16 protein-coding genes are annotated in these 21533 nt (G+C 57.2%); 10 read left to right on the top strand and 6 right to left on the bottom strand.

From position 1 onward, the window contains the following. The first annotated feature begins 109 nt into the window (after positions 1-109). Positions 110-1225, top strand: a complete 1116-nt coding sequence (macA, locus tag KIF87_RS07715; protein WP_213328387.1) for a macrolide transporter subunit MacA — start codon at positions 110-112, stop codon at positions 1223-1225. Further along, a complete protein-coding gene (gene macB, locus KIF87_RS07710; protein ID WP_063144441.1) occupies positions 1222-3162 on the top strand; it encodes a macrolide ABC transporter ATP-binding protein/permease MacB in 1941 nt (646 codons plus the stop codon). Before macA ends, macB begins: the two co-directional genes overlap by 4 nt. 70 nt (positions 3163-3232) lie before the next feature. On the opposite strand, the gene cspD is transcribed toward macB, so the two are convergent. Next, on the bottom strand, positions 3233-3454 hold the full coding sequence (gene cspD, locus KIF87_RS07705; RefSeq protein WP_063144440.1) for a cold shock-like protein CspD: 222 nt from the start codon (positions 3452-3454) through the stop codon (positions 3233-3235). 267 nt (positions 3455-3721) lie between these two features. Here cspD and clpS point away from each other — a divergent pair, with 267 nt between their 5' ends. The 3 genes from clpS (at position 3722) to KIF87_RS07690 (ending at position 7050) form a co-directional block, all read left to right on the top strand. Then, complete coding sequence (gene clpS / locus KIF87_RS07700; protein WP_006174393.1) at positions 3722-4042, top strand: ATP-dependent Clp protease adapter ClpS; 321 nt, start codon at positions 3722-3724, stop codon at positions 4040-4042. 27 nt (positions 4043-4069) lie between these two features. Then, positions 4070-6349, top strand: a complete 2280-nt coding sequence (gene clpA, locus KIF87_RS07695) for an ATP-dependent Clp protease ATP-binding subunit ClpA (protein WP_023335109.1) — start codon at positions 4070-4072, stop codon at positions 6347-6349. A gap of 251 nt (positions 6350-6600) precedes the next feature. Continuing rightward, positions 6601-7050: a hypothetical protein gene (locus KIF87_RS07690; RefSeq protein WP_213328386.1), complete on the top strand. Its 450-nt coding sequence runs from the start codon at positions 6601-6603 to the stop codon at positions 7048-7050. A 71-nt stretch (positions 7051-7121) separates the two neighbouring features. Here the strand turns inward: KIF87_RS07690 and infA are convergent, their stop codons facing one another. The 5 genes from infA to trxB all read right to left on the bottom strand — a co-directional run bounded on the left by infA (position 7122) and on the right by trxB (position 12945). After that, positions 7122-7340, bottom strand: a complete 219-nt coding sequence (gene infA / locus KIF87_RS07685) for a translation initiation factor IF-1 (RefSeq protein WP_002211347.1) — start codon at positions 7338-7340, stop codon at positions 7122-7124. Between the two features lie 284 nt (positions 7341-7624). After that, entirely contained in the window at positions 7625-8329 is a 705-nt protein-coding gene (gene aat, locus KIF87_RS07680) for a leucyl/phenylalanyl-tRNA--protein transferase (protein ID WP_213328385.1), read from the bottom strand. 45 nt (positions 8330-8374) lie between these two features. Then, positions 8375-10096, bottom strand: coding sequence for a heme ABC transporter ATP-binding protein/permease CydC (gene cydC, locus KIF87_RS07675; RefSeq protein WP_213328384.1), 1722 nt, complete (start codon positions 10094-10096; stop codon positions 8375-8377). Beyond that, on the bottom strand, positions 10096-11862 hold the full coding sequence (gene cydD, locus KIF87_RS07670; protein ID WP_213328383.1) for a heme ABC transporter permease/ATP-binding protein CydD: 1767 nt from the start codon (positions 11860-11862) through the stop codon (positions 10096-10098). Before cydD ends, cydC begins: the two co-directional genes overlap by 1 nt. Positions 11863-11976: 114 nt before the next feature. Then, positions 11977-12945 carry a thioredoxin-disulfide reductase gene (trxB, locus tag KIF87_RS07665; protein WP_023616696.1) on the bottom strand — a complete coding sequence of 323 codons (969 nt, stop codon included), beginning with the start codon at positions 12943-12945 and terminating at the stop codon, positions 11977-11979. A gap of 544 nt (positions 12946-13489) precedes the next feature. On the opposite strand from trxB, the gene lrp reads away from it, so the two are divergent. The 5 genes from lrp (at position 13490) to serS (ending at position 21436) form a co-directional block, all read left to right on the top strand. Next, complete coding sequence (gene lrp, locus KIF87_RS07660; RefSeq protein WP_002439523.1) at positions 13490-13984, top strand: leucine-responsive transcriptional regulator Lrp; 495 nt, start codon at positions 13490-13492, stop codon at positions 13982-13984. A gap of 135 nt (positions 13985-14119) precedes the next feature. After that, positions 14120-17830 carry a DNA translocase FtsK 4TM domain-containing protein gene (locus tag KIF87_RS07655; protein ID WP_213328382.1) on the top strand — a complete coding sequence of 1237 codons (3711 nt, stop codon included), beginning with the start codon at positions 14120-14122 and terminating at the stop codon, positions 17828-17830. A gap of 128 nt (positions 17831-17958) precedes the next feature. Then, positions 17959-18573, top strand: coding sequence for an outer membrane lipoprotein periplasmic chaperone LolA (gene lolA, locus KIF87_RS07650; protein ID WP_023310983.1), 615 nt, complete (start codon positions 17959-17961; stop codon positions 18571-18573). 9 nt (positions 18574-18582) lie between these two features. Then, positions 18583-19926 (top strand): replication-associated recombination protein RarA, encoded by a 1344-nt coding sequence (gene rarA, locus KIF87_RS07645; RefSeq protein ID WP_024907805.1) that lies wholly within the window; start codon positions 18583-18585, stop codon positions 19924-19926. A 217-nt stretch (positions 19927-20143) separates the two neighbouring features. Then, positions 20144-21436 carry a serine--tRNA ligase gene (serS, locus tag KIF87_RS07640; protein ID WP_008499983.1) on the top strand — a complete coding sequence of 431 codons (1293 nt, stop codon included), beginning with the start codon at positions 20144-20146 and terminating at the stop codon, positions 21434-21436. Positions 21437-21533 lie beyond the last annotated feature (97 nt).

Raw genomic sequence — 21533 nt, 5'->3', positions numbered from 1 at the left:
AACATCTCGTAAACAAATTAGGACGATTTCGGATAACAGGGCTTTCGTTGAAGAGTCGTTTAGTTAGAATCAACACTTATCATTGCCAGAACATTTATTTGGAATATTTATGAACCTCAAGGGAAAACGCAGAACGCTGTTTCTGCTGCTGGCGGTCGTGGTTTTAGCCGGTGGGTACTGGCTATGGCAGGTGCTGAATGCGCCGGTGCCACAGTATCAGACGCTGATTGTTCGCCCGGGCGAACTGCAGCAAAACGTCCTCGCGACGGGCAAGCTTGACGCGCTGCGCAAGGTTGACGTCGGCGCTCAGGTCAGCGGCCAGCTGAAAACGCTGTCGGTTGAGATTGGCGACAAGGTGAAAAAAGGCCAGCTGCTCGGCGTTATCGATCCTGAGCAGGCTGAGAACCAGATCCGCGAGGTGGAAGCCACGCTGATGGAGCTGCGCGCGCAGCGTGCGCAGGCGCTGGCAGAACGTAACCTGGCCCAGGTAACGCTGACCCGTCAGCAGGCGCTGGCCAAAACCCAGGCTATTTCGAAACAAGATCTCGATACTGCCACCACTGAACTGGCGGTGAAACAGGCGCAGATTGGCACGATTGACGCGCAGATCAAACGCAATCAGGCCTCGCTGGATACGGCGAAAACCAACCTCGACTACACCAAAATCGTCGCGCCGATGGCGGGCGAAGTGACCCAGATCACCACGCTGCAGGGCCAGACGGTAATTGCCGCGCAGCAGGCGCCAAACATTCTGACGCTGGCGGACATGAGCACCATGCTGGTTAAAGCCCAGGTCTCAGAGGCGGATGTGATCCATCTTAAGCCGGGGCAGAACGCCTGGTTTACGGTGCTGGGCGACCCGCAGACGCGCTACGAAGGCGTGCTGAAAGACATTCTGCCGACGCCGGAAAAAGTGAACGACGCTATCTTCTACTATGCCCGCTTTGAGGTGCCAAACCCGCAGGGCGTGCTGCGTCTGGATATGACCGCGCAGGTGCATATCCAGCTGACCGGCGTGAAGAACGTGCTGACCATTCCGCTCTCTGCGCTCGGCGAATCCGCCGGGGAGAGCCGTTATAAAGTGAAAGTGCTGCGCAACGGCGAAACGCGCGAGCGCGAGGTCGCGATCGGCGCGCGCAACGACACCGACGTGGTGGTGGTGAAAGGGCTGGAAGAGGGCGAGGAGGTTGTTGTCAGCGAAAGCCTGCCCGGAGCCGCCAAATGACGGCGCTGCTTGAGCTGAATAACATTCGTCGTAGCTATCCGTCCGGCGACGGCCCGGTGGAGGTGCTGAAGGGCATCTCCCTGCGCGTGGAGGCGGGCGAGATGGTGGCCATTGTCGGGGCATCGGGTTCCGGTAAATCGACGCTGATGAACATTCTCGGCTGCCTGGATAAACCGACCAGCGGGACCTATCGGGTGGCCGGGACGGATGTCTCCACGCTGGACGGCGACGCGCTGGCGAAGCTGCGCCGGGAGCATTTCGGCTTTATCTTCCAGCGTTACCATCTGCTTTCTCACCTGAATGCGGCCCAGAACGTGGAAGTGCCCGCGGTGTATGCGGGCGTCGAGCGTAAAAAGCGCCTTGAGCGCGCGAAGATGCTGCTGACGCGTCTGGGGCTGGCGGAGCGGGTGGAGTACCAGCCCTCGCAGCTGTCCGGCGGCCAGCAGCAGCGCGTGAGTATTGCCCGCGCCCTGATGAACGGCGGGCAGGTTATCCTCGCGGATGAACCGACCGGCGCGCTCGACAGCCATTCCGGCGAAGAGGTGATGGCGATCCTCCATCAGCTTCGCGATCAGGGGCACACGGTGATTATCGTTACCCACGATCCGCAGGTGGCGGCGCAGGCGGAACGCATTATTGAGATCCACGACGGCGAGCTGGTCAGCAATCCGCCGCCGCGTGAGTCCAGGGCCGCGGCGCCGAAAGAAGTGCTGCCGGCATCAACCGGCTGGGGACAGTTCTCCAGCGGCTTTCGTGAAGCGCTGACCATGGCCTGGCTGGCGATGGCGGCCAACAAAATGCGTACCCTGTTGACGATGCTCGGCATCATTATCGGTATCGCCTCGGTGGTGTCGATCGTGGTGGTGGGCGACGCGGCCAAGCAGCTGGTGCTGGCAGATATCCGCGCCATCGGCACTAATACCATTGACGTTTATCCCGGCAAAGACTTTGGCGACGACGAGCCGCAGTATCAGCAGGCGCTGAAATACGACGATCTGGCGGCGATTCAGAAGCAGCCGTGGGTGAACTCCGCCACGCCTGCGGTTTCGCAGAACCTGCGTCTGCGCGTGGGCAATGTTGACGTGGCCGCCAGCGCTAACGGCGTGAGCGGAGACTATTTCAACGTCTACGGCATGACCTTCAGCGAAGGCGCTACCTTCAACGCCGAGCAGCTGGCGGGCAGGGCGCAGGTGGTGGTGCTCGACGCGAACTCGCGCAGGCAGCTTTTCCCCAATAAAGCCAGCGTGGTGGGCGAAGTGATTCTGGTCGGCAACATGCCTGCCACGGTCATCGGCGTGGCGGAAGAGAAGCAGTCGATGTTCGGCAGCAGCAAGATCCTGCGCGTCTGGCTGCCCTATACCACCATCTCAGGGCGGATTATGGGGCAGTCCTGGCTCAACTCCATCACCGTGCGCGTGAAGGAGGGCTACGACAGCGCGCTCGCCGAACAGCAGCTTGAGCGGCTGCTAACCCTGCGCCACGGGAAGAAAGATTTCTTCACCTGGAATATGGACGGCCTCTTGAAAACGGCGGAAAAGACCACACGTACTCTTCAGCTGTTCCTCACGCTGGTGGCGGTGATCTCGCTGGTCGTCGGCGGCATCGGGGTGATGAACATCATGCTGGTGTCGGTAACCGAGCGCACCCGGGAGATCGGCATCCGCATGGCGGTCGGGGCCAGGGCCAGCGACGTGCTGCAGCAGTTTTTGATTGAAGCGGTACTGGTGTGTCTGGTCGGCGGGGCGATGGGCATTGCGCTCTCGATGATGATCGCGTTTGCGCTCCAGCTCTTTTTACCCGGCTGGGAGATTGGCTTCTCGCCGGTTGCCATTATTACCGCATTTTTGTGTTCGACCTTTACCGGCATTTTGTTTGGCTGGCTGCCCGCCCGCAACGCGGCGCGGCTGGATCCGGTGGACGCGCTGGCTCGGGAATAACCCGAAAATAAAAATGCCAGCCGATCGGGCTGGCATTTTGACTGCGGGATGTACACAATAAAACAGAGAGCTATGCAACCGTCTCTGCTTCAAGGGGTACGATTAGGCTTGCATGATTGCCTTTTGGACCCTGATGTACATCGAACCGGACGGACTGCCCGGCTTTGAGCGTTCTGTAACCATCCATCTGAATGGTGGAATAGTGAGCGAAGATATCCTCGCCGCCGCCTTCGGGGCAGATGAAGCCAAACCCTTTGGCGTTGTTGAACCACTTAACAGTACCCATTTCCATGCTTCGACATCCTTCGTAAATCTTATAAGTTAAGATGGAATGAACCGGTGGTGGAGTGGGGGCTGTTCAAAACCTCGCCATCTCACGCTTGTACAATTTAGAGAAACGAAAGAAGTCGTCAAGCGTTTGGCGCTGGAGATGGGACAATAATCAACCAAAGTTTGAAGCAGTTAACGCTATTGCAACAGTTTGTGACAGACATCGCGGATGACAGTAATAGATGATTGTTATCTAACATCTGAGGTAGATTCAAAGTGGTTATGCATAATGGGTAAGACCAACGATTGGCTGGATTTTGACCAGCTGGCGGAAGATAAAGTGCGCGACGCGCTAAAACCGCCATCTATGTATAAAGTTATGTTAATGAACGATGATTACACGCCGATGGAATTTGTTATTGACGTGCTACAAAAGTTCTTTTCTTATGATGTAGAACGTGCAACGCAACTGATGCTTACCGTTCATTATCGAGGCAAAGCTATCTGCGGCATCTTCACAGCCGAAGTGGCGGAAACCAAAGTGGCGATGGTGAACGACTATGCGAGGGAGAACGAGCATCCGTTGCTGTGTACGCTGGAAAAGGCCTGATAAGGCATAAAATTGGGGGAGGTGCCTATGCTCAATCAAGAACTGGAACTCAGTTTAAACATGGCTTTCGCCAGAGCGCGTGAGCACCGACATGAGTTTATGACCGTCGAGCATTTACTGCTCGCACTGCTTAGCAACCCATCTGCCCGCGAAGCGCTGGAAGCCTGCTCCGTGGATCTGGTGGCGCTACGTCAGGAACTCGAAGCCTTCATCGAACAAACCACACCGGTGCTGCCAGCCAGTGAAGAAGAGCGCGACACGCAGCCGACGCTCAGCTTCCAGCGCGTGCTGCAGCGCGCGGTATTCCACGTCCAGTCTTCCGGACGTAGCGAAGTGACTGGCGCAAACGTCTTAGTCGCCATCTTCAGCGAGCAGGAGTCACAGGCTGCCTACCTGCTGCGCAAACACGAAGTCAGCCGCCTCGACGTGGTTAACTTTATTTCTCACGGAACGCGCAAAGACGAGCCTAACCAGGCATCGGATTCCAGCAATCAGGTCAATAACAATGAAGAGCAAGCAGGCGGGGAGGATCGTATGGAAAACTTCACCACCAATCTCAACCAGCTTGCTCGCGTTGGCGGTATCGACCCGCTGATTGGTCGCGATAAAGAGCTGGAGCGCGCGATCCAGGTGCTGTGCCGTCGCCGCAAGAACAACCCGCTGCTGGTGGGTGAGTCAGGCGTGGGTAAAACCGCGATTGCCGAAGGTCTTGCCTGGCGCATTGTGCAGGGCGACGTGCCGGAAGTGATTGCCGACTGCACCATCTACTCGCTGGATATCGGCTCATTGCTGGCGGGCACCAAATACCGCGGCGATTTTGAAAAACGCTTCAAGGCGCTGTTAAAACAGCTGGAGCAGGACACCAACAGCATCCTGTTTATCGATGAGATCCACACCATCATCGGCGCAGGAGCGGCCTCCGGTGGCCAGGTGGATGCCGCGAACCTGATCAAACCGCTGCTCTCCAGCGGCAAGATCCGCGTGATTGGCTCCACGACCTACCAGGAGTTCAGTAACATCTTTGAGAAAGACCGTGCGCTGGCGCGCCGCTTCCAGAAAATCGACGTGACCGAGCCGTCCGTCGAGGAAACGGTGCAGATCATCAACGGCCTGAAGCCGAAGTACGAAGCGCACCACGACGTGCGTTACACCGCGAAAGCGGTCCGTGCGGCGGTGGAGCTGGCGGTGAAATACATCAACGACCGTCACCTGCCGGATAAGGCGATTGACGTGATTGACGAGGCAGGGGCGCGTGCGCGTCTGATGCCGGCCAGCAAGCGTAAGAAAACCGTTAACGTGGCGGATATCGAGTCCGTGGTGGCCCGTATCGCGCGTATCCCTGAGAAGAGCGTTTCTCAGAGCGACCGCGACACGCTGCGGACCCTCGGCAATCGCCTGAAAATGCTGGTCTTTGGTCAGGATAAAGCCATTGAGGCCTTAACCGAGGCGATCAAGATGGCCCGCGCCGGGTTGGGGCATGACCACAAGCCTGTCGGTTCCTTCCTGTTCGCTGGCCCGACCGGCGTGGGGAAAACCGAGGTGACGGTTCAGCTCTCCAAAGCGCTGGGCATTGAGCTGCTGCGCTTTGATATGTCCGAGTATATGGAGCGTCATACCGTCAGCCGTTTGATTGGTGCGCCTCCGGGCTACGTGGGCTTTGACCAGGGCGGCCTGCTCACCGACGCGGTGATCAAGCATCCGCACGCGGTCCTGCTGCTCGATGAAATCGAGAAAGCGCACCCGGACGTGTTCAATATCCTGCTGCAGGTGATGGACAACGGGACGCTGACCGACAACAACGGGCGCAAGGCGGACTTCCGCAACGTGGTGCTGGTGATGACCACCAACGCCGGTGTGCGTGAAACCGAGCGTAAATCCATCGGCCTGATCCACCAGGATAACAGCACCGATGCGATGGAGGAGATCAAGAAGATCTTCACGCCGGAGTTCCGTAACCGTCTGGACAACATTATCTGGTTCGATCACCTCTCTACCGACGTGATCCATCAGGTAGTGGACAAGTTTATCGTCGAACTGCAGGTTCAGCTGGATCAGAAAGGCGTGTCGCTGGAAGTGAGCCAGGAGGCCCGCAACTGGCTGGCCGAGAAAGGCTATGACCGTGCGATGGGTGCCCGTCCGATGGCGCGCGTGATTCAGGACAACCTGAAGAAACCGCTGGCGAACGAGCTGCTGTTTGGCTCGCTGGTGGACGGCGGCCAGGTGACCGTGGCGCTGGACCAGGCGAAGAACGAACTGACGTACGATTTCCAGAGTGCGGCGAAGCACAAGCCGGAAGCGGCTCACTGAGTTGTAAGGTAAAAGCAAAACGGCAACTTCGGTTGCCGTTTTTTTTGTTTTCTCCCTCTCCCTGTGGGAGAGGATTGGGGTGAGGGCAACAGACCGCAGAGGAATTTTGCGAGGCGCTTTCCAGTTTCTTTCGAAGTCAGTTGCTGGATAAATCCACAGTAATAAAATGGCGGCGCACCTGCAAAATCAGGTGCCGGGATTGGCGTCCTGAAAGTGTGCACAAACAATCTTACGTGCATAAAGGATCACATATGACTGATATTAATAATTTCGCCCAACTTTACAGCGAACTCTCCCTCAACCCCGATCTCCCAACCCTGGCCGAGCGCTGCAAACTGCTCACCGAAATCCTCCTCGACTGCAAATCACTCCCGCAAACGCAGCCCGTTTGCCGCTGTCTCGGAACTTACCTGGAAGAGGTGAAAACTGGCCTTACAGAATCAATGCGTGATTTTCAGGTGGTGGAATTTGAGGATGAAGCGGAACAGCCGCGACAAAAAGAGTGGTTGCTTGAAGATACAGAAACGAAATGCGACTACTGCCGGGCGTTAAACCATGTGCTGCTGGTGTCGCATTTTGACCGCGATATGTTGCCGCACCTTACGGGATTACTCCATGACATGGCTCATTCTATGGCGGGGGATTTAATCGCTCCTGTCCAACCATGGATGACAATACATCTTCCGATGCAGCAACACTAAAGCCATAAATAAAAAAGGCCGGGATTATCCCGACCTTTTAAATATTCATCTGCCATTACAGGCGAAAACAATTAGCGACTACGGAAGACAATGCGGCCTTTGCTCAGGTCGTACGGGGTCAGTTCAACAGTCACTTTGTCGCCCGTTAAAATGCGGATGTAGTTTTTGCGCATTTTACCGGAGATGTGCGCAGTTACCACGTGACCGTTTTCCAGCTCTACGCGAAACATGGTATTAGGCAACGTATCAAGTACGGTACCCTGCATTTCAATATTGTCTTCTTTGGCCATCTAATCCTCTGGGGTATCACTACCAAGTTTTGAACCGGCAAGATAATGCCGAAATTCATCAATTAAGTAAAGAATTGCGCGATTAAAACGCAGCAAAACAGTTTCGGCGCATTGCCCAAGCGTCACGGTACAACCGAACAGGAAGCGCATTCGTAAAGGGGAGACGACAGGATAAACGTCAGGACGTTATCTGAAGCGAGGGTCCCAAACGGCGGCGGGGCAACAGGCAGAAGCTACTCTGCGGCATAATTATAACACCCTCACAAAAAATATGCGGAAAACATTTAGGCATTGGGCATAAAGAGCGTTCTCGGTATCCAGAAGTCGCGCGGGAGCTTCTCCTGACGGCTGGCGTCCAGCTGTTCGATGTACTGGCGTCGCGGAATTTCAACGGCACCCAGGGAGGCGGTATGCTCGTTGAGCACCTGACAATCGATCAGGCGTCCGCCGCGCTGGGCAAACGCCTCGCAGAAGACCAGCAGCGCGGTTTTCGAGGCGTTAACCGCACGAGAGAACATCGACTCGCCGCAAAACAGCGTCCCCTGCGCCACGCCGTACATGCCGCCGACGAGCGCTCCGCCTTCCCACACCTCGATGGAGTGGGCGTAGCCAAGCTCATGGAGCTGGTGGTAGGCGGTAATGATATCGCGGGTGATCCATGTCCCTTCATAGCGGTCTTCGGCACAGCCTTCAATGACCTGACCAAAGGCGTGGTTGAGGGTGACGCGGTACGGTGATTTCGCATGGAAACGCTTCATGCTGCGGCTCACGTGAAACTGCGCTGGCCACATCACGGCACGCGGATCGGGGGACCACCATAAAATCGGATCGCCTGGGGAAAACCAGGGGAAGATACCGCGCTGGTACGCCATTAACAGTCGAGCGGGACTGAGGTCACCGCCAAGGGCCAGCAGCCCGTTGGGCTCACGCAGCGCCCCTTCCGGAGAAGGGAACGCGATGTTATGACGAGAAAGCTGGACCAGGCGCATGACAGCAAAACTCCAGTACGCGAGTGAGGACGCTACAAATATAGTCTACAGACGCTGCTTAAACTGGTAGTAGCGACCCTGTTTTGCCAACAGTTCTGTATGATTACCTTGCTCAATAATGTGCCCGTTGTCCATCACAATTATCCGATCAAAGCTCGCCAGTCCGCGCAGGCGGTGCGTGACCATCAGCACGGTTTTGCCGGTCATGACATTCGCAAGCAAATCAAGAATTTGGCTCTCGGTCGTGGCGTCCAGTCCTTCGGTGGGCTCGTCGAGCAGCATCAGCGGCGCATCGTGTAGCAGCGCGCGCGCAATGGCCAGACGGCGCAGCTCGCCGCCGGAGAGCTGACGGCCACCTTCGCCCAGCCAGCTGTTCAACCCCTCGTCCTCAAGCAGCTTTTGCAGTCCTACCTGCTCCAGCACGGCGCGAAGCGCATCATCAGAGGCCTCTGGCGCGGCCAGCAGCAGGTTATCGCGCAGCGTGGCGCTAAACAGATGCACGCGCTGTGGAACCACGCTCACGGTCTTGCGCAGGGCCTGCTCGCTGAAATCAGTCAGCAACGTATTATTAAAACGAATCTGACCGCGCTGCGGATCCCAGGCGCGGGTCAGCAACTGCAGCAGCGTCGATTTACCGCAGCCGGTACGGCCGAGGATCGCAATCCGCTGTCCTGCCTCAACAGAAAGGTTGATACCGTCCAGCGCGTTCTGCGCCTGCTTGTCGTAGGCGAAGGTGACATCTTCAAGCGTTAGCGCAACCTGCTCTGGTACAGCGGTTTGCCCGGCACTGAACGTAACTTCGGGCTCCTGCTCCGCAATCTGGGTGATGCGCAGGGCAGAGGCGATGACCTGACCCAGATGCTGGAAGGCGCCCGTCACCGGGGCCAGCGCTTCAAACGCCGCAAGCGCGCAGAAGACGAAAAGGGCAATAAGAGGACCCGGCTGTGAATTTCCCCCAACATCGCCGGAGGCCAGCCACAGCATGGCAATCACCGCCACGCCGCCGATTAACATCATCAGCGCCTGAGAGAAGGCCGTCAGCTCCGACTGGCGGCGCTGGGCCTCATGCCAGTTCAGCTCCGTACTTTCCATCCGGGCACGGTAGCGCTTGCTGGCGCCAAAAATGGTCAGCTCTGCCTGCCCCTGAAGCCAGGAGGTTAGCTGCTGTCGGTAGTCCCCGCGCAGACGCGTCAGGTTTTCCCCGGTGGATTTTCCGGCACGGTAAAACAGCGGCGGCAGAATGATCAGCGTCAGCAGCATGATCCCGCCCAGCGTCAGCGCAACGGGAACATCCAGAACAGACAACCCCAGCGTGACCACCACAATCACCACAAACGCGCCCACGATTGGGGAGATCACGCGCAGGTACAGGTGATCCAGCGTGTCGACATCCGCAACGACACGGTTGAGTAGCTCACCCTGACGAAAACGCGCCAGCCCGGCAGGGGAGAGGGGCAGCAGCTTGCTGAAGGTGTAGATGCGCAGGTGCTGCAGCACGCGGAAAGTGGCGTCGTGGCTGACCAGCCGTTCGAAATAGCGTCCGGCAGTACGGGTGATGGCGGTACCGCGAACGCCGGCAGCAGGGAGCATATAGTTGAAGCTGTATAACCCGGCAACGCCCGCGACGGCCGAGGCCGACAGGAACCAGCCGGAAAGCGTGAGCAGGCCGATGCTGGCGAGCAGCGTGACAATCGCCAGCACAATCCCCAGCGTCAGCATCCATTTGTGGCGTTTATAGAGCGCAAGATAAGGCAGCAGAGCACGCATCAGATGTCCTCCTGACGGTTCGCCAGCAGGGCGGCAAACGGCCCCTGCGCGGCAACGAGAGAGGCGTAATCGCCTTGCTCAACAAGACGGCCGTTCTCCATGACCCAGATCTGGTCCCAGTCGGCAATGCCTTCCAGCTGATGGGTGACCATCAGGGTGGTTTGCTGCCGGGAGGCGGCGTTCAGGGCCTCCATTACGCGCTGTTCGCTGTGGGCATCCAGGCTGGCGGCAGGCTCATCCAGCAGCATCAGCTGACAAGGATTCAACAACGCGCGGGCAACCGCCACACGCTGCGCCTGTCCGACTGACAGCCCGGCGGACTGGTCGCCGACCACGGTATCTACTCCTTTCGGGAGCAGGGGCAGAAACTCGCTGACCCAGGCGCGGTCGAGAACCGATTGCAGTTCATCTTCACGCGCATCCGGGCGCGCCAGCAGGACGTTTTCACGCAGCGTTGAGGCTGGAAGCTGCGGGTTTTGGCCCACCCAGCTGAGCTGTTTGCGCCAGGCGTCAGGATCGAGGTTGCGCAGTTCGGTTTTGTTGATCCGCAGTGAACCCGTGTAGGCCATAAAACCGGATAGCGCATTCAGCAGAGAACTTTTCCCGGAACCGCTGGTGCCGACGAGCACCACGCGTTGTCCGGCAGGCAGGGTAAAGTTCAGCGGACCCGCGAGCACTTTGCCTTCCGGTGACAGAATGGAAAAGTCCTGCGCTTCAATGGTTACGGGGTCTTTAGCATTCAGCGTCACGTCACCGCGCTCCGGGTGTGCCAGCGGCGTTTCCAGGAACGTTTTCAGGCTATCGGCTGCGCCAACCGCCTGCGCTTTGGCGTGATAGAAGGTCCCCAGATCGCGAAGCGGCTGGAAAAACTCCGGGGCCAGGATCAGCGCCAGGAACCCGGCGGAAAGGGTCACCGCCGTGCCGTAATGGCCGAAATCCAGCGCGCCGAGATAGGAGAAGCCGAAGTAGACCGCCACGAGGGCAATCGACAGTGAGGTAAAGAATTCCAGTACCCCGGAAGACAAGAAGGCGAGGCGTAACACTTCCATGGTGCGCTGACGGAAGTCCTGTGATGCCTGGCGAATGTTTTCGGTTTCCGCTTCACCGCGGCCAAAAATGCGTAACGTCTCCATGCCGCGCAGACGGTCGAGGAAATGGCCGCTCAGGCGACCCAATGCCAGGAAGTTACGGCGGTTGGCATCCGCTGCCCCCATGCCGACCAGCGCCATAAACAGCGGGATCAGCGGGGCAGTGCCCATCAGAATCAGCGCAGCCATCCAGTTCACCGGGAAGATGGCGATCACGATCAGCAGCGGAACGAAGACGGCAAGGGCCATCTGCGGCAGATAGCGCGCATAGTAGTCGTGCATATCGTCAATCTGCTCAAGGATCAGCGTCGCCCAGCTACCGGCCGGTTTACCCTGGACCCACGCGGGTCCGGCTTCCTGAAGGCGATCGAGCACCTGACGGCGGATCTCGTAGCGGATGTGCTGTCCGGCGTGAAAACCGACGCGCTCACGCAGCCACACCACCCAGGCGCGCAGGATAAAAATCAGGATCAGGACAATAAAGGGCAGCAGGAGTGCCTCGCGCGGGATGTTCTCCATGATCATATGATTAAGAATGCGAGCCAGCAGCCATGCCTGGGCAACAATCAACAGACCGCTAACGAACCCCAGGAGACGGGAAATCGTAAGCCAGCGGCGGGAAATAACGCTTTGCTGTTTCAGCCAGCGTGTTAACTCTTGTTGACGGGTTTTTTCCATTGCGTACTTTGCAGGTGACGTTATTAGAAATTGGGCAGCGCAATGTTACAACGGGGAGACAATAAAGGCGACTTATCGCCGCCTTTATTTACGTTTGTTACTGACTTGTAAAGATTATTTACCTTGTTCAGCCAGTCCATCGAGGTAGCGTTCAGCGTCCAGCGCGGCCATACAGCCGGTGCCCGCAGAGGTAATCGCCTGACGATAAATGTGGTCCATCACGTCGCCAGCCGCGAACACGCCCGGGATGCTGGTCTGGGTCGCGTTACCGTGAATGCCGGACTGCACTTTAATGTAGCCGTTTTCCAGCTCCAGCTGACCGTCGAAGATCGCGGTGTTCGGGCTGTGACCGATCGCCACAAACAGACCCGCCACTTCAAGCGTTTCGACGTTATCGGTGTTCTGGGTATCACGGATACGCAGGCCAGCAACGCCCATCTGGTCGCCCGTCACCTCTTCGAGGGTACGGTTGGTGTGCAGCACGATGTTGCCGCTTGCCACTTTATCCATCAGACGTTTGATCAGGATCTTCTCCGCGCGGAAGGTTTCGCGACGGTGGATCAGGTGCACCTCAGAGGCAATGTTCGCCAGGTAGAGCGCTTCTTCCACTGCGGTGTTGCCGCCGCCGATGACCGCGACTTTCTGGTTGCGGTAGAAGAAACCGTCGCAGGTTGCGCAGGCAGAGACGCCGCGGCCTTTGAACGCTTCTTCGGATGGCAGACCGAGGTAACGGGCAGAGGCACCGGTGGCGACGATCAGCGCGTCACAGGTGTATTCGCCGCTATCGCCCGTCAGGCGGAACGGACGGTTCTGCAGATCGACCTTATTGATGTGGTCGAACAGAATTTCGGTTTCGAATTTGGCGGCATGCTCGTGCATACGTTCCATCAGCAGCGGCCCGGTCAGGTCGTTCGGGTCCCCTGGCCAGTTTTCCACTTCGGTGGTGGTGGTCAGCTGACCGCCTTTTTCCATACCGGTGATGAGTACCGGGTGCAGGTTAGCGCGTGCAGCATAGACCGCTGCGGTATATCCCGCAGGTCCAGAACCAAGGATTAGCAGCTTACTGTGTTTGGCCGTGCCCATGAGATCCCCATTGTTGTTGGCAGACATTTGGCTGGATTGTAGGGAATTTGTTGTCGTAAAAAAAGAGCGCAGCAATTTTGATATCAATCTGTGTAATAGCCACGGACGATGAATGAGGCGCTATAACATCACGCTTTCTCCTGAAAATCGCTCGTTTGTAAGGCAATAAAATGAGGATTAATACCCTGCCGTAATGAATATCCGGCATGTTGTACTAAAAAACGATGTTTTGCTTTGACAATCCCCTGCGCTTTTGCGAAAACATTCAAGGAAGAAAAAAAACCGCGTTAACCGTATGCCGCATAGGCATGCACGTAAATGCCATTTTTACCGGGTCAGTGAAATCTACGCATGGCGTGGACAGACGCCATACGTGATGTCGGTGACTGCCTTCGGGCAACGGTCTTCTTACCAACAGAACCCGAATCCGCATCGCGTCTAATACATAATCAGGCGATGTGATGACTAACGGGTACAGGCTCTGAACAGTGATGTGCACAGGGTCCAGGCAGGAGTAGGGAAGGAATACAGAGAGACAATAATAATGGTAGATAGCAAGAAGCGCCCTGGCAAAGATCTCGACCGTATCGATCGTAACATTCTTAATGAATTGCAAAAGGATGGGCGTATTTCCAACGTCGAGCTTTCAAAACGTGTGGGACTTTCCCCGACGCCGTGCCTTGAGCGTGTGCGCCGACTGGAAAGACAGGGTTTTATTCAGGGCTATACGGCTCTGCTGAACCCGCATTATCTGGATGCCTCACTTCTGGTATTTGTTGAGATTACTCTGAATCGTGGTGCGCCGGATGTGTTTGAGCAATTTAACTCCGCTGTACAAAAACTTGAAGAAATTCAAGAGTGTCACCTGGTATCCGGTGATTTCGACTACCTGTTGAAAACCCGTGTGCCTGATATGTCCGCCTACCGTAAGCTGCTGGGGGAAACCCTGCTGCGTCTGCCGGGCGTGAACGACACCCGTACATATGTGGTGATGGAAGAGGTCAAACAGAGCAATCGTCTGGTTATTAAGACGCGCTAACACGGAACAGGTGCAAAATCAGCGTAGTTTGATTACACTCCTGTTAATCCATACAGCAACAGTGCCGGGGAGTCCCGGCGCTGTTGTCCGTTTTAGCAAACAGGCAGGATATGCCTGATACCTGGAGAGCCTTTCTTGAGCCAGGAATACACTGAAGACAAAGAAGTCACACTATCGAAGCTAAGCAGCGGACGTCGTCTCCTCGAGGCTTTGCTGATTGTTATTGCCCTTTTTGCCGTCTGGCTGATGGCAGCCTTACTCAGTTTCAACCCCTCAGATCCCAGTTGGTCACAAACTGCATGGCATGAGCCTATCCATAATTTAGGCGGTGTTCCCGGTGCCTGGCTTGCGGACACGCTGTTTTTCATTTTCGGTGTGATGGCCTACACCCTTCCCGTCATTATCATTGGCGGATGCTGGTTTGCGTGGCGTCATCGTCAGAACGATGATTACATCGACTATTTCGCCGTGTCGCTGCGCCTGATTGGCGCGCTGGCGCTGATCCTCACCTCGTGCGGGCTGGCAGCGATAAATGCGGATGATATCTGGTACTTCGCCTCGGGCGGGGTGATTGGCAGCTTACTCAGTTCTGCGCTACAGCCGATGCTGCACAGCAGCGGCGGCACGCTGGCGCTGCTCTGCATCTGGGCGGCCGGGCTGACGTTGTTTACCGGCTGGTCCTGGGTGAGCATTGCCGAGAAAATCGGCAGTTTTATCCTTACCATTCTGACCTTCGCCAGCAACCGTACCCGCCGCGACGATACGTGGGTTGATGAAGACGAGTACGAAGATGAAGAGGAAGATGACGCGCCTGTGCAGCGTCGCGAGTCTCGTCGCGCGCGTATTCTGCGCGGCGCGCTGGCGCGTCGCCAGCGTGTTGCTGAGAAATTTGCCAACCCGCTTGGCCGTAAAACCGATGCGGCGCTCTTCTCAGGTAAACGGATGGATGAAGACGAGCAGGTGGCGTATCGCGCGGCCGGTGTCGCCGTCGATCCTGACGATGTGCTCTTCTCCGGCAGCCGGGCCACGCCGGGTGACTTCGACGAATACGATCCGCTGTTAAATGGCCACTCGGTTACCGAGCCGGTTGCGGCCGCCGCCGCCGCGACGACCGCAGCGCAGGCGTATGCCGCGCCTGTCGATGCCGTGATGCCATCCGCGCCGGTTTCGCCGCCGGAATCCGTTATTCAGCAGCCGCAGGTTGACTGGCAGACTGCGCCTGGCGTTCACACGCCGGAGCCCGTTATCGCGCCTGAACCTGAAAGCTACATCCCTGTACAGCAGGAGCAGTGGCAGCAGCCTTATCAGCCGCCGCAGCCTGCGTATGAACCGCAAGATTACCCGCACTATGAACAGCCTGTGGCCCAACCTTATCAGGAGTATGTGCCTGAACCGGTTGAACCTGCGCAGCCTTATGTTGAGCCGCAGCCTGAACCGGAAATCGTGGAAGAGGTAAAACCCTCTCGTCCACCTATGTACTATTTTGAAGAAGTTGAAGAGCGTCGTGCGCGTGAACGCGAGCAGCTGGCGGCCTGGTACCAGCCTGTGCCTGAACCGGTCCAGGAGCCGGTGACGAAAGCGCCTGCTGTTTCGGTTCCACCGATCGACCCGATGCCAGCAGCTGCACCCGTAGCGGAAAGCGTGAAGCAGGCTACCGTGGCCGCTGCCGTAGCGGCACCAGTCTTTAGTCTGGCAACAGGGGGCGCGCCACGTCCTCAGGTGAAGGAGGGGATTGGTCCGCAACTGCCTCGCCCTAACCGCGTTCGCGTTCCAACCCGCCGTGAGCTTGCCTCTTATGGTATCAAGCTGCCTTCCCAGCGTATGGCCGAAGAGAAAGCGCGCGAGCCTGAGTACGAAGATGACGCCGATGAAATGCAGCAGGACGAGCTGGCCCGCCAGTTCGCTGCGCAGCAGAATCAGCGCTACGGTGAAGAATACCAGCACGATGAACCGGTGCTGGAAGACGAAGAGGACGCGGCTGAAGCAGAACTGGCGCGCCAGTTTGCCGCCACCCAGCAGCAGCGCTATTCCGGTGAACAACCGGCTGGTGCAAATCCGTTCTCGCTGTCAGATTTTGAATTCTCGCCGATGAAGGATCTGGTGGATGATGGCCCGAGCGAGCCTTTATTTACCCCGAGCGTGATGCCGGAAGCAGAGCCCGTGCGCCAGCAGCCAGCATCGCAGGCCTACGCGCAGCCGCAACAACCCGTTCAGCAGCCGTATGCGCAGCCGCATCAACCTGTTCAGCAACCGCAGCAGGCACCACAGCCGCCGCAGTTCCAGCAGCCTGCGCCTCAGCCGCAGGAGAGCCTGATTCACCCACTGCTGATGCGTAACGGTGACAGCCGTCCGCTGCAGCGTCCAAGCACGCCGCTGCCGTCTCTGGATCTGTTAACGCCGCCGCCGTCAGAAGTGGAGCCGGTCGATACCTTCGCGCTTGAACAAATGGCGCGTCTGGTGGAAGCCCGTCTGGCTGACTTCCGCATCAAGGCGGACGTGGTGAACTACTCACCGGGTCCTGTTATCACCCGTTTTGAACTGAACCTGGCACCAGGTGTTAAAGCCGCGCGTATTTCGAACCTGTCCCGTGACCTGGCGCGTTCTCTGTCGACCGTGGCGGTACGTGTGGTGGAAGTGATTCCGGGCAAGCCTTACGTTGGCCTTGAGCTGCCGAACAAGAAACGTCAGACCGTCTACCTGCGTGAAGTTCTGGATAACACCAAGTTCCGCGATAACCCATCCCCGCTGACCGTGGTGCTGGGTAAAGATATTGCGGGCGATCCGGTGGTGGCTGATCTCGCGAAAATGCCTCACCTGCTGGTCGCGGGTACTACCGGCTCCGGTAAGTCTGTCGGCGTGAACGCCATGATCCTCAGCATGCTTTATAAAGCGCAGCCGGAAGATGTGCGTTTCATCATGATCGACCCGAAAATGCTCGAACTGTCGGTCTACGAAGGCATCCCGCATCTGCTGACCGAAGTGGTCACCGACATGAAGGACGCCGCCAACGCCCTGCGCTGGAGCGTCAATGAGATGGAACGTCGCTACAAGCTGATGTCTGCGCTGGGCGTGCGTAACCTGGCCGGTTATAACGAGAAAATCGCCCAGGCGGTGCGTATGGGACGTCCGATCCCGGATCCTTACTGGAAGCCGGGTGACAGCATGGATGCCCAGCATCCGGTCCTGGAAAAGCTGCCTTATATCGTCGTGCTGGTCGATGAGTTCGCTGACCTGATGATGACCGTCGGTAAGAAAGTGGAAGAGCTGATTGCCCGTCTGGCGCAGAAAGCGCGTGCGGCCGGTATTCACCTTGTGCTGGCGACCCAGCGTCCTTCCGTGGACGTTATCACCGGTCTTATCAAAGCGAACATCCCGACGCGTATCGCCTTTACCGTATCCAGTAAAATTGACTCCCGTACCATTCTTGATCAGGGCGGCGCAGAGTCGCTGCTGGGTATGGGTGACATGCTCTATTCCGGCCCGAACTCCACCTCTCCGGTGCGTGTCCACGGTGCGTTCGTCCGCGATGAGGAAGTACACGCCGTCGTGCAGGACTGGAAAGCGCGCGGTCGTCCACAATATGTTGACGGCATCACCAGCGATACGGAAAGCGAAGGCGGCGGCGGTGGCTTCGACGGCGGCGAAGAGCTGGATCCGTTATTCGATCAGGCGGTTAACTTCGTTACTGAAAAACGCAAAGCGTCCATCTCTGGCGTGCAGCGCCAGTTCCGCATCGGCTATAACCGCGCAGCGCGTATCATCGAGCAGATGGAAGCGCAGGGCATTGTGAGCGAGCAGGGGCATAACGGTAACCGCGAGGTGCTGGCACCGCCGCCGTTTGATTAACCTTCAGCGATTGCAAAGAAGGGTAAATCAGCCAAAATTAAGCATTTTCTTCTGTCGCCTGCCTTCGGGCAGGTCCAGAATAGAAGACGGAAACCCCATATCGGGAAGACGTATTTTAAGGAATAACAATGAAAAAAATCGCCATCGCCTGTGCATTACTCACCAGTTTTGTCGCCAGCAGCGTCTGGGCTGATGCGGCCAGCGACCTTAAAAGCCGACTGGATAAAGTAAGCAGCTTCCACGCCAGCTTCACGCAAAAAGTGACTGACGGCAGCGGCAACGCGGTGCAGGAAGGCCAGGGAGATTTGTGGGTAAAACGCCCAAATCTGTTCAACTGGCACATGACCCAGCCGGATGAGAGCATCCTGGTGTCTGACGGCAAAACCTTATGGTTCTTCAACCCGTTCGTTGAGCAGGCAACGGCGACCTGGCTGAAAGATGCCACCAGCAATACGCCGTTTATGCTGATTGCCCGTAACCAGTCCAGCGACTGGCAGCAGTATAATATTAAACAGACGGGTGACGAGTTTGTCCTGACGCCGAAAGGCAGCAACGGCAACCTGAAGCAGTTCACCATTAACGTAAGCACCAACGGTACCATTAATCAGTTCGGCGCGGTTGAGCAGGACGATCAGCGCAGCAGCTACCAGCTTAAATCTCAGCAGAACGGCGCCGTTGATGCATCGAAATTCACCTTTACCCCGCCGCAGGGCGTAACGGTGGACGACCAACGCAATAAGTAAGAGGCGTGAGTGGGCAATCTGTCGCTCGATTTTTCAGATAACGCGTTTCAACCTCTGGCCGCTCGCATGCGGCCAGAAAATTTAGCGCAGTACATCGGCCAGCAGCACCTGCTGGCTGCCGGTAAGCCATTGCCGCGCGCCATTGAGGCCGGGCATCTTCACTCCATGATCCTCTGGGGACCCCCTGGCACCGGCAAGACCACGCTTGCAGAAGTGATCGCCCGCTATGCCAACGCGGATGTTGAACGCATCTCGGCGGTCACCTCCGGCGTGAAGGAGATCCGTGAGGCAATCGAGCGTGCGCGGCAGAACCGCAACGCCGGGCGGCGCACCATCCTCTTCGTGGACGAAGTTCACCGCTTCAACAAGAGTCAGCAGGATGCCTTCCTGCCGCACATTGAAGACGGCACGATCTTCTTCATCGGCGCGACCACCGAAAACCCGTCGTTTGAACTGAATTCGGCGCTGCTGTCCCGCGCGCGCGTTTACCTGCTCAAATCGCTGACTACCGAGGATATCGAAAAGGTTCTCACCCAGGCGATGGACGATAAAGCGCGGGGCTACGGCGGGCAGGATATCGTTCTGCCTGACGACACGCGTCGTGCGATTGCCGAGCTGGTCAACGGCGATGCGCGTCGGGCGCTGAATACGCTGGAAATGATGGCCGATATGGCCGAAGTCGACGATGCCGGTAAGCGGGTGCTGAAGCAGGAGCTGCTCACCGAAATTGCCGGTGAACGCAGCGCGCGTTTCGATAACAAAGGCGATCGTTTTTACGACCTGATCTCGGCGCTGCATAAGTCCGTGCGCGGCAGCGCGCCGGATGCGGCGCTTTACTGGTACGCGCGCATTATCACTGCGGGTGGCGATCCGTTATATGTCGCGCGTCGCTGTCTGGCGATTGCGTCAGAAGATGTCGGCAATGCCGATCCTCGCGCCATGCAGGTCGCGCTGTCGGCCTGGGACTGCTTCACCCGCGTTGGACCTGCGGAAGGCGAACGAGCCATTGCGCAGGCGATTGTCTACCTGGCCTGCGCGCCGAAAAGCAATGCGGTTTATACCGCCTTCAAAGCGGCGATGTCCGACGCGCGCGAACGCCCGGACTACGATGTTCCGGTTCATCTGCGTAACGCGCCGACCAGGCTGATGAAAGAGATGGGTTACGGGCAGGAGTATCGCTACGCTCACGACGAACCCAATGCCTACGCTGCCGGAGAGGAATATTTCCCGCAGGAGATGGCACAAACGCGCTATTATCACCCCACAAACAGAGGTCTTGAAGGCAAGATTGGTGAAAAGCTCACCTGGCTCGCCGGACAGGATCAAAATAGCCCTATAAAACGCTACCGTTAGTTCAATCGTTGCGGTAATGTTGGCAATGTATACCCGTTATACTTCAAGTTGCATGTGCGTTGGCTGCGCTCGCTCACCCCAGTCACATAGTTTTCTATGCTTCTGGGGATTCGCTCGCTTGCCGCCTTCCTGCAACTCGAATTATTTAGGGTATAACCTTGTGGCCGCAGGCTGTGGTCACATTTTCCTATTTTAATTCGATAAGCACAGGATAAGCATGCTCGATCCCAATCTGCTGCGTAATGAGCCAGACGCAGTCGCTGAAAAACTGGCACGCCGGGGCTTTAAGCTGGATGTAGATAAGCTGCGCGCTCTTGAAGAGCGTCGTAAAGTACTGCAGGTACAAACTGAAAATCTGCAGGCAGAGCGTAACTCTCGATCGAAATCCATCGGCCAGGCGAAAGCGCGCGGGGAAGATATTGAGCCATTACGCCTGGAAGTGAACAAACTGGGTGAAGAACTGGATCAGGCGAAAGCTGAGCTGGACGTTCTTCAGGCCGAAATTCGTGATATTGCCCTGGCTATCCCGAATATTCCTGACGACAGCGTGCCTGTCGGCAAAGACGAAAACGACAACGTTGAAGTGAAACGCTGGGGTACGCCTCGTGAGTTTGACTTCGAAGTGCGCGATCACGTAACGCTGGGCGAAATGCACGCGGGCCTGGACTTTGCTGCGGCGGTTAAGCTGACCGGCTCTCGCTTCGTAGTGATGAAAGGCCAGATCGCCCATCTGCACCGCGCGCTGGCGCAGTTCATGCTGGATCTGCACACCGAGCAGCACGGCTACAGCGAAACCTACGTGCCGTATCTGGTCAACCACGATACGCTGTACGGTACGGGCCAGCTGCCGAAATTTGCCGGCGATCTGTTCCATACCCGTCCGCTGGACGAGGAAGCAGACAGCAGCAACTACGCGCTGATCCCAACCGCTGAAGTGCCGCTGACTAACCTCGTGCGTGATGAGATCATCGATGAAGACGACCTGCCAATTAAGCTGACTGCACACTCTCCGTGCTTCCGTTCTGAAGCAGGATCTTACGGTCGCGACACGCGCGGTCTGATCCGTATGCACCAGTTCGACAAAGTTGAGATGGTGCAGATCGTCCGTCCTGAAGAGTCCATGGACGCGCTGGAAGAGATGACCGGCCACGCTGAGAAAGTGCTGGAGCTGCTGGGTCTGCCGTACCGTCGTATGGCCCTGTGTACCGGTGATATGGGCTTTGGCGCCTGCAAGACTTTCGATCTGGAAGTGTGGGTGCCTGCGCAGAACACCTACCGTGAGATCTCCTCCTGCTCTAACGTCTGGGATTTCCAGGCGCGCCGCATGCAGGCTCGCTGCCGCAGCAAATCTGACAAGAAAACCCGTCTGGTGCATACCCTGAACGGTTCTGGTCTGGCCGTGGGCCGTACGCTGGTTGCCGTGCTGGAAAACTACCAGCAGGCGGACGGTCGTATTGAGATCCCTGAAGTGCTGCGTCCGTACATGAAAGGCCAGCAGTACATCGGCTAATAATTTGTCTTAAAACAAAAAAGCGCCTCAGGGCGCTTTTTTTATGCCTTTGATTTGATACGAAGCAATAACCTCTCCCTCTAAAGTAGTAATACTC

Origin of the sequence: Enterobacter sp. 120016, assembly GCF_018383635.1 — a bacterium.
In the GTDB taxonomy this organism is placed as follows: domain Bacteria; phylum Pseudomonadota; class Gammaproteobacteria; order Enterobacterales; family Enterobacteriaceae; genus Enterobacter; species Enterobacter asburiae_D.
This window is presented reverse-complemented; position numbering and strand designations above follow the sequence as displayed.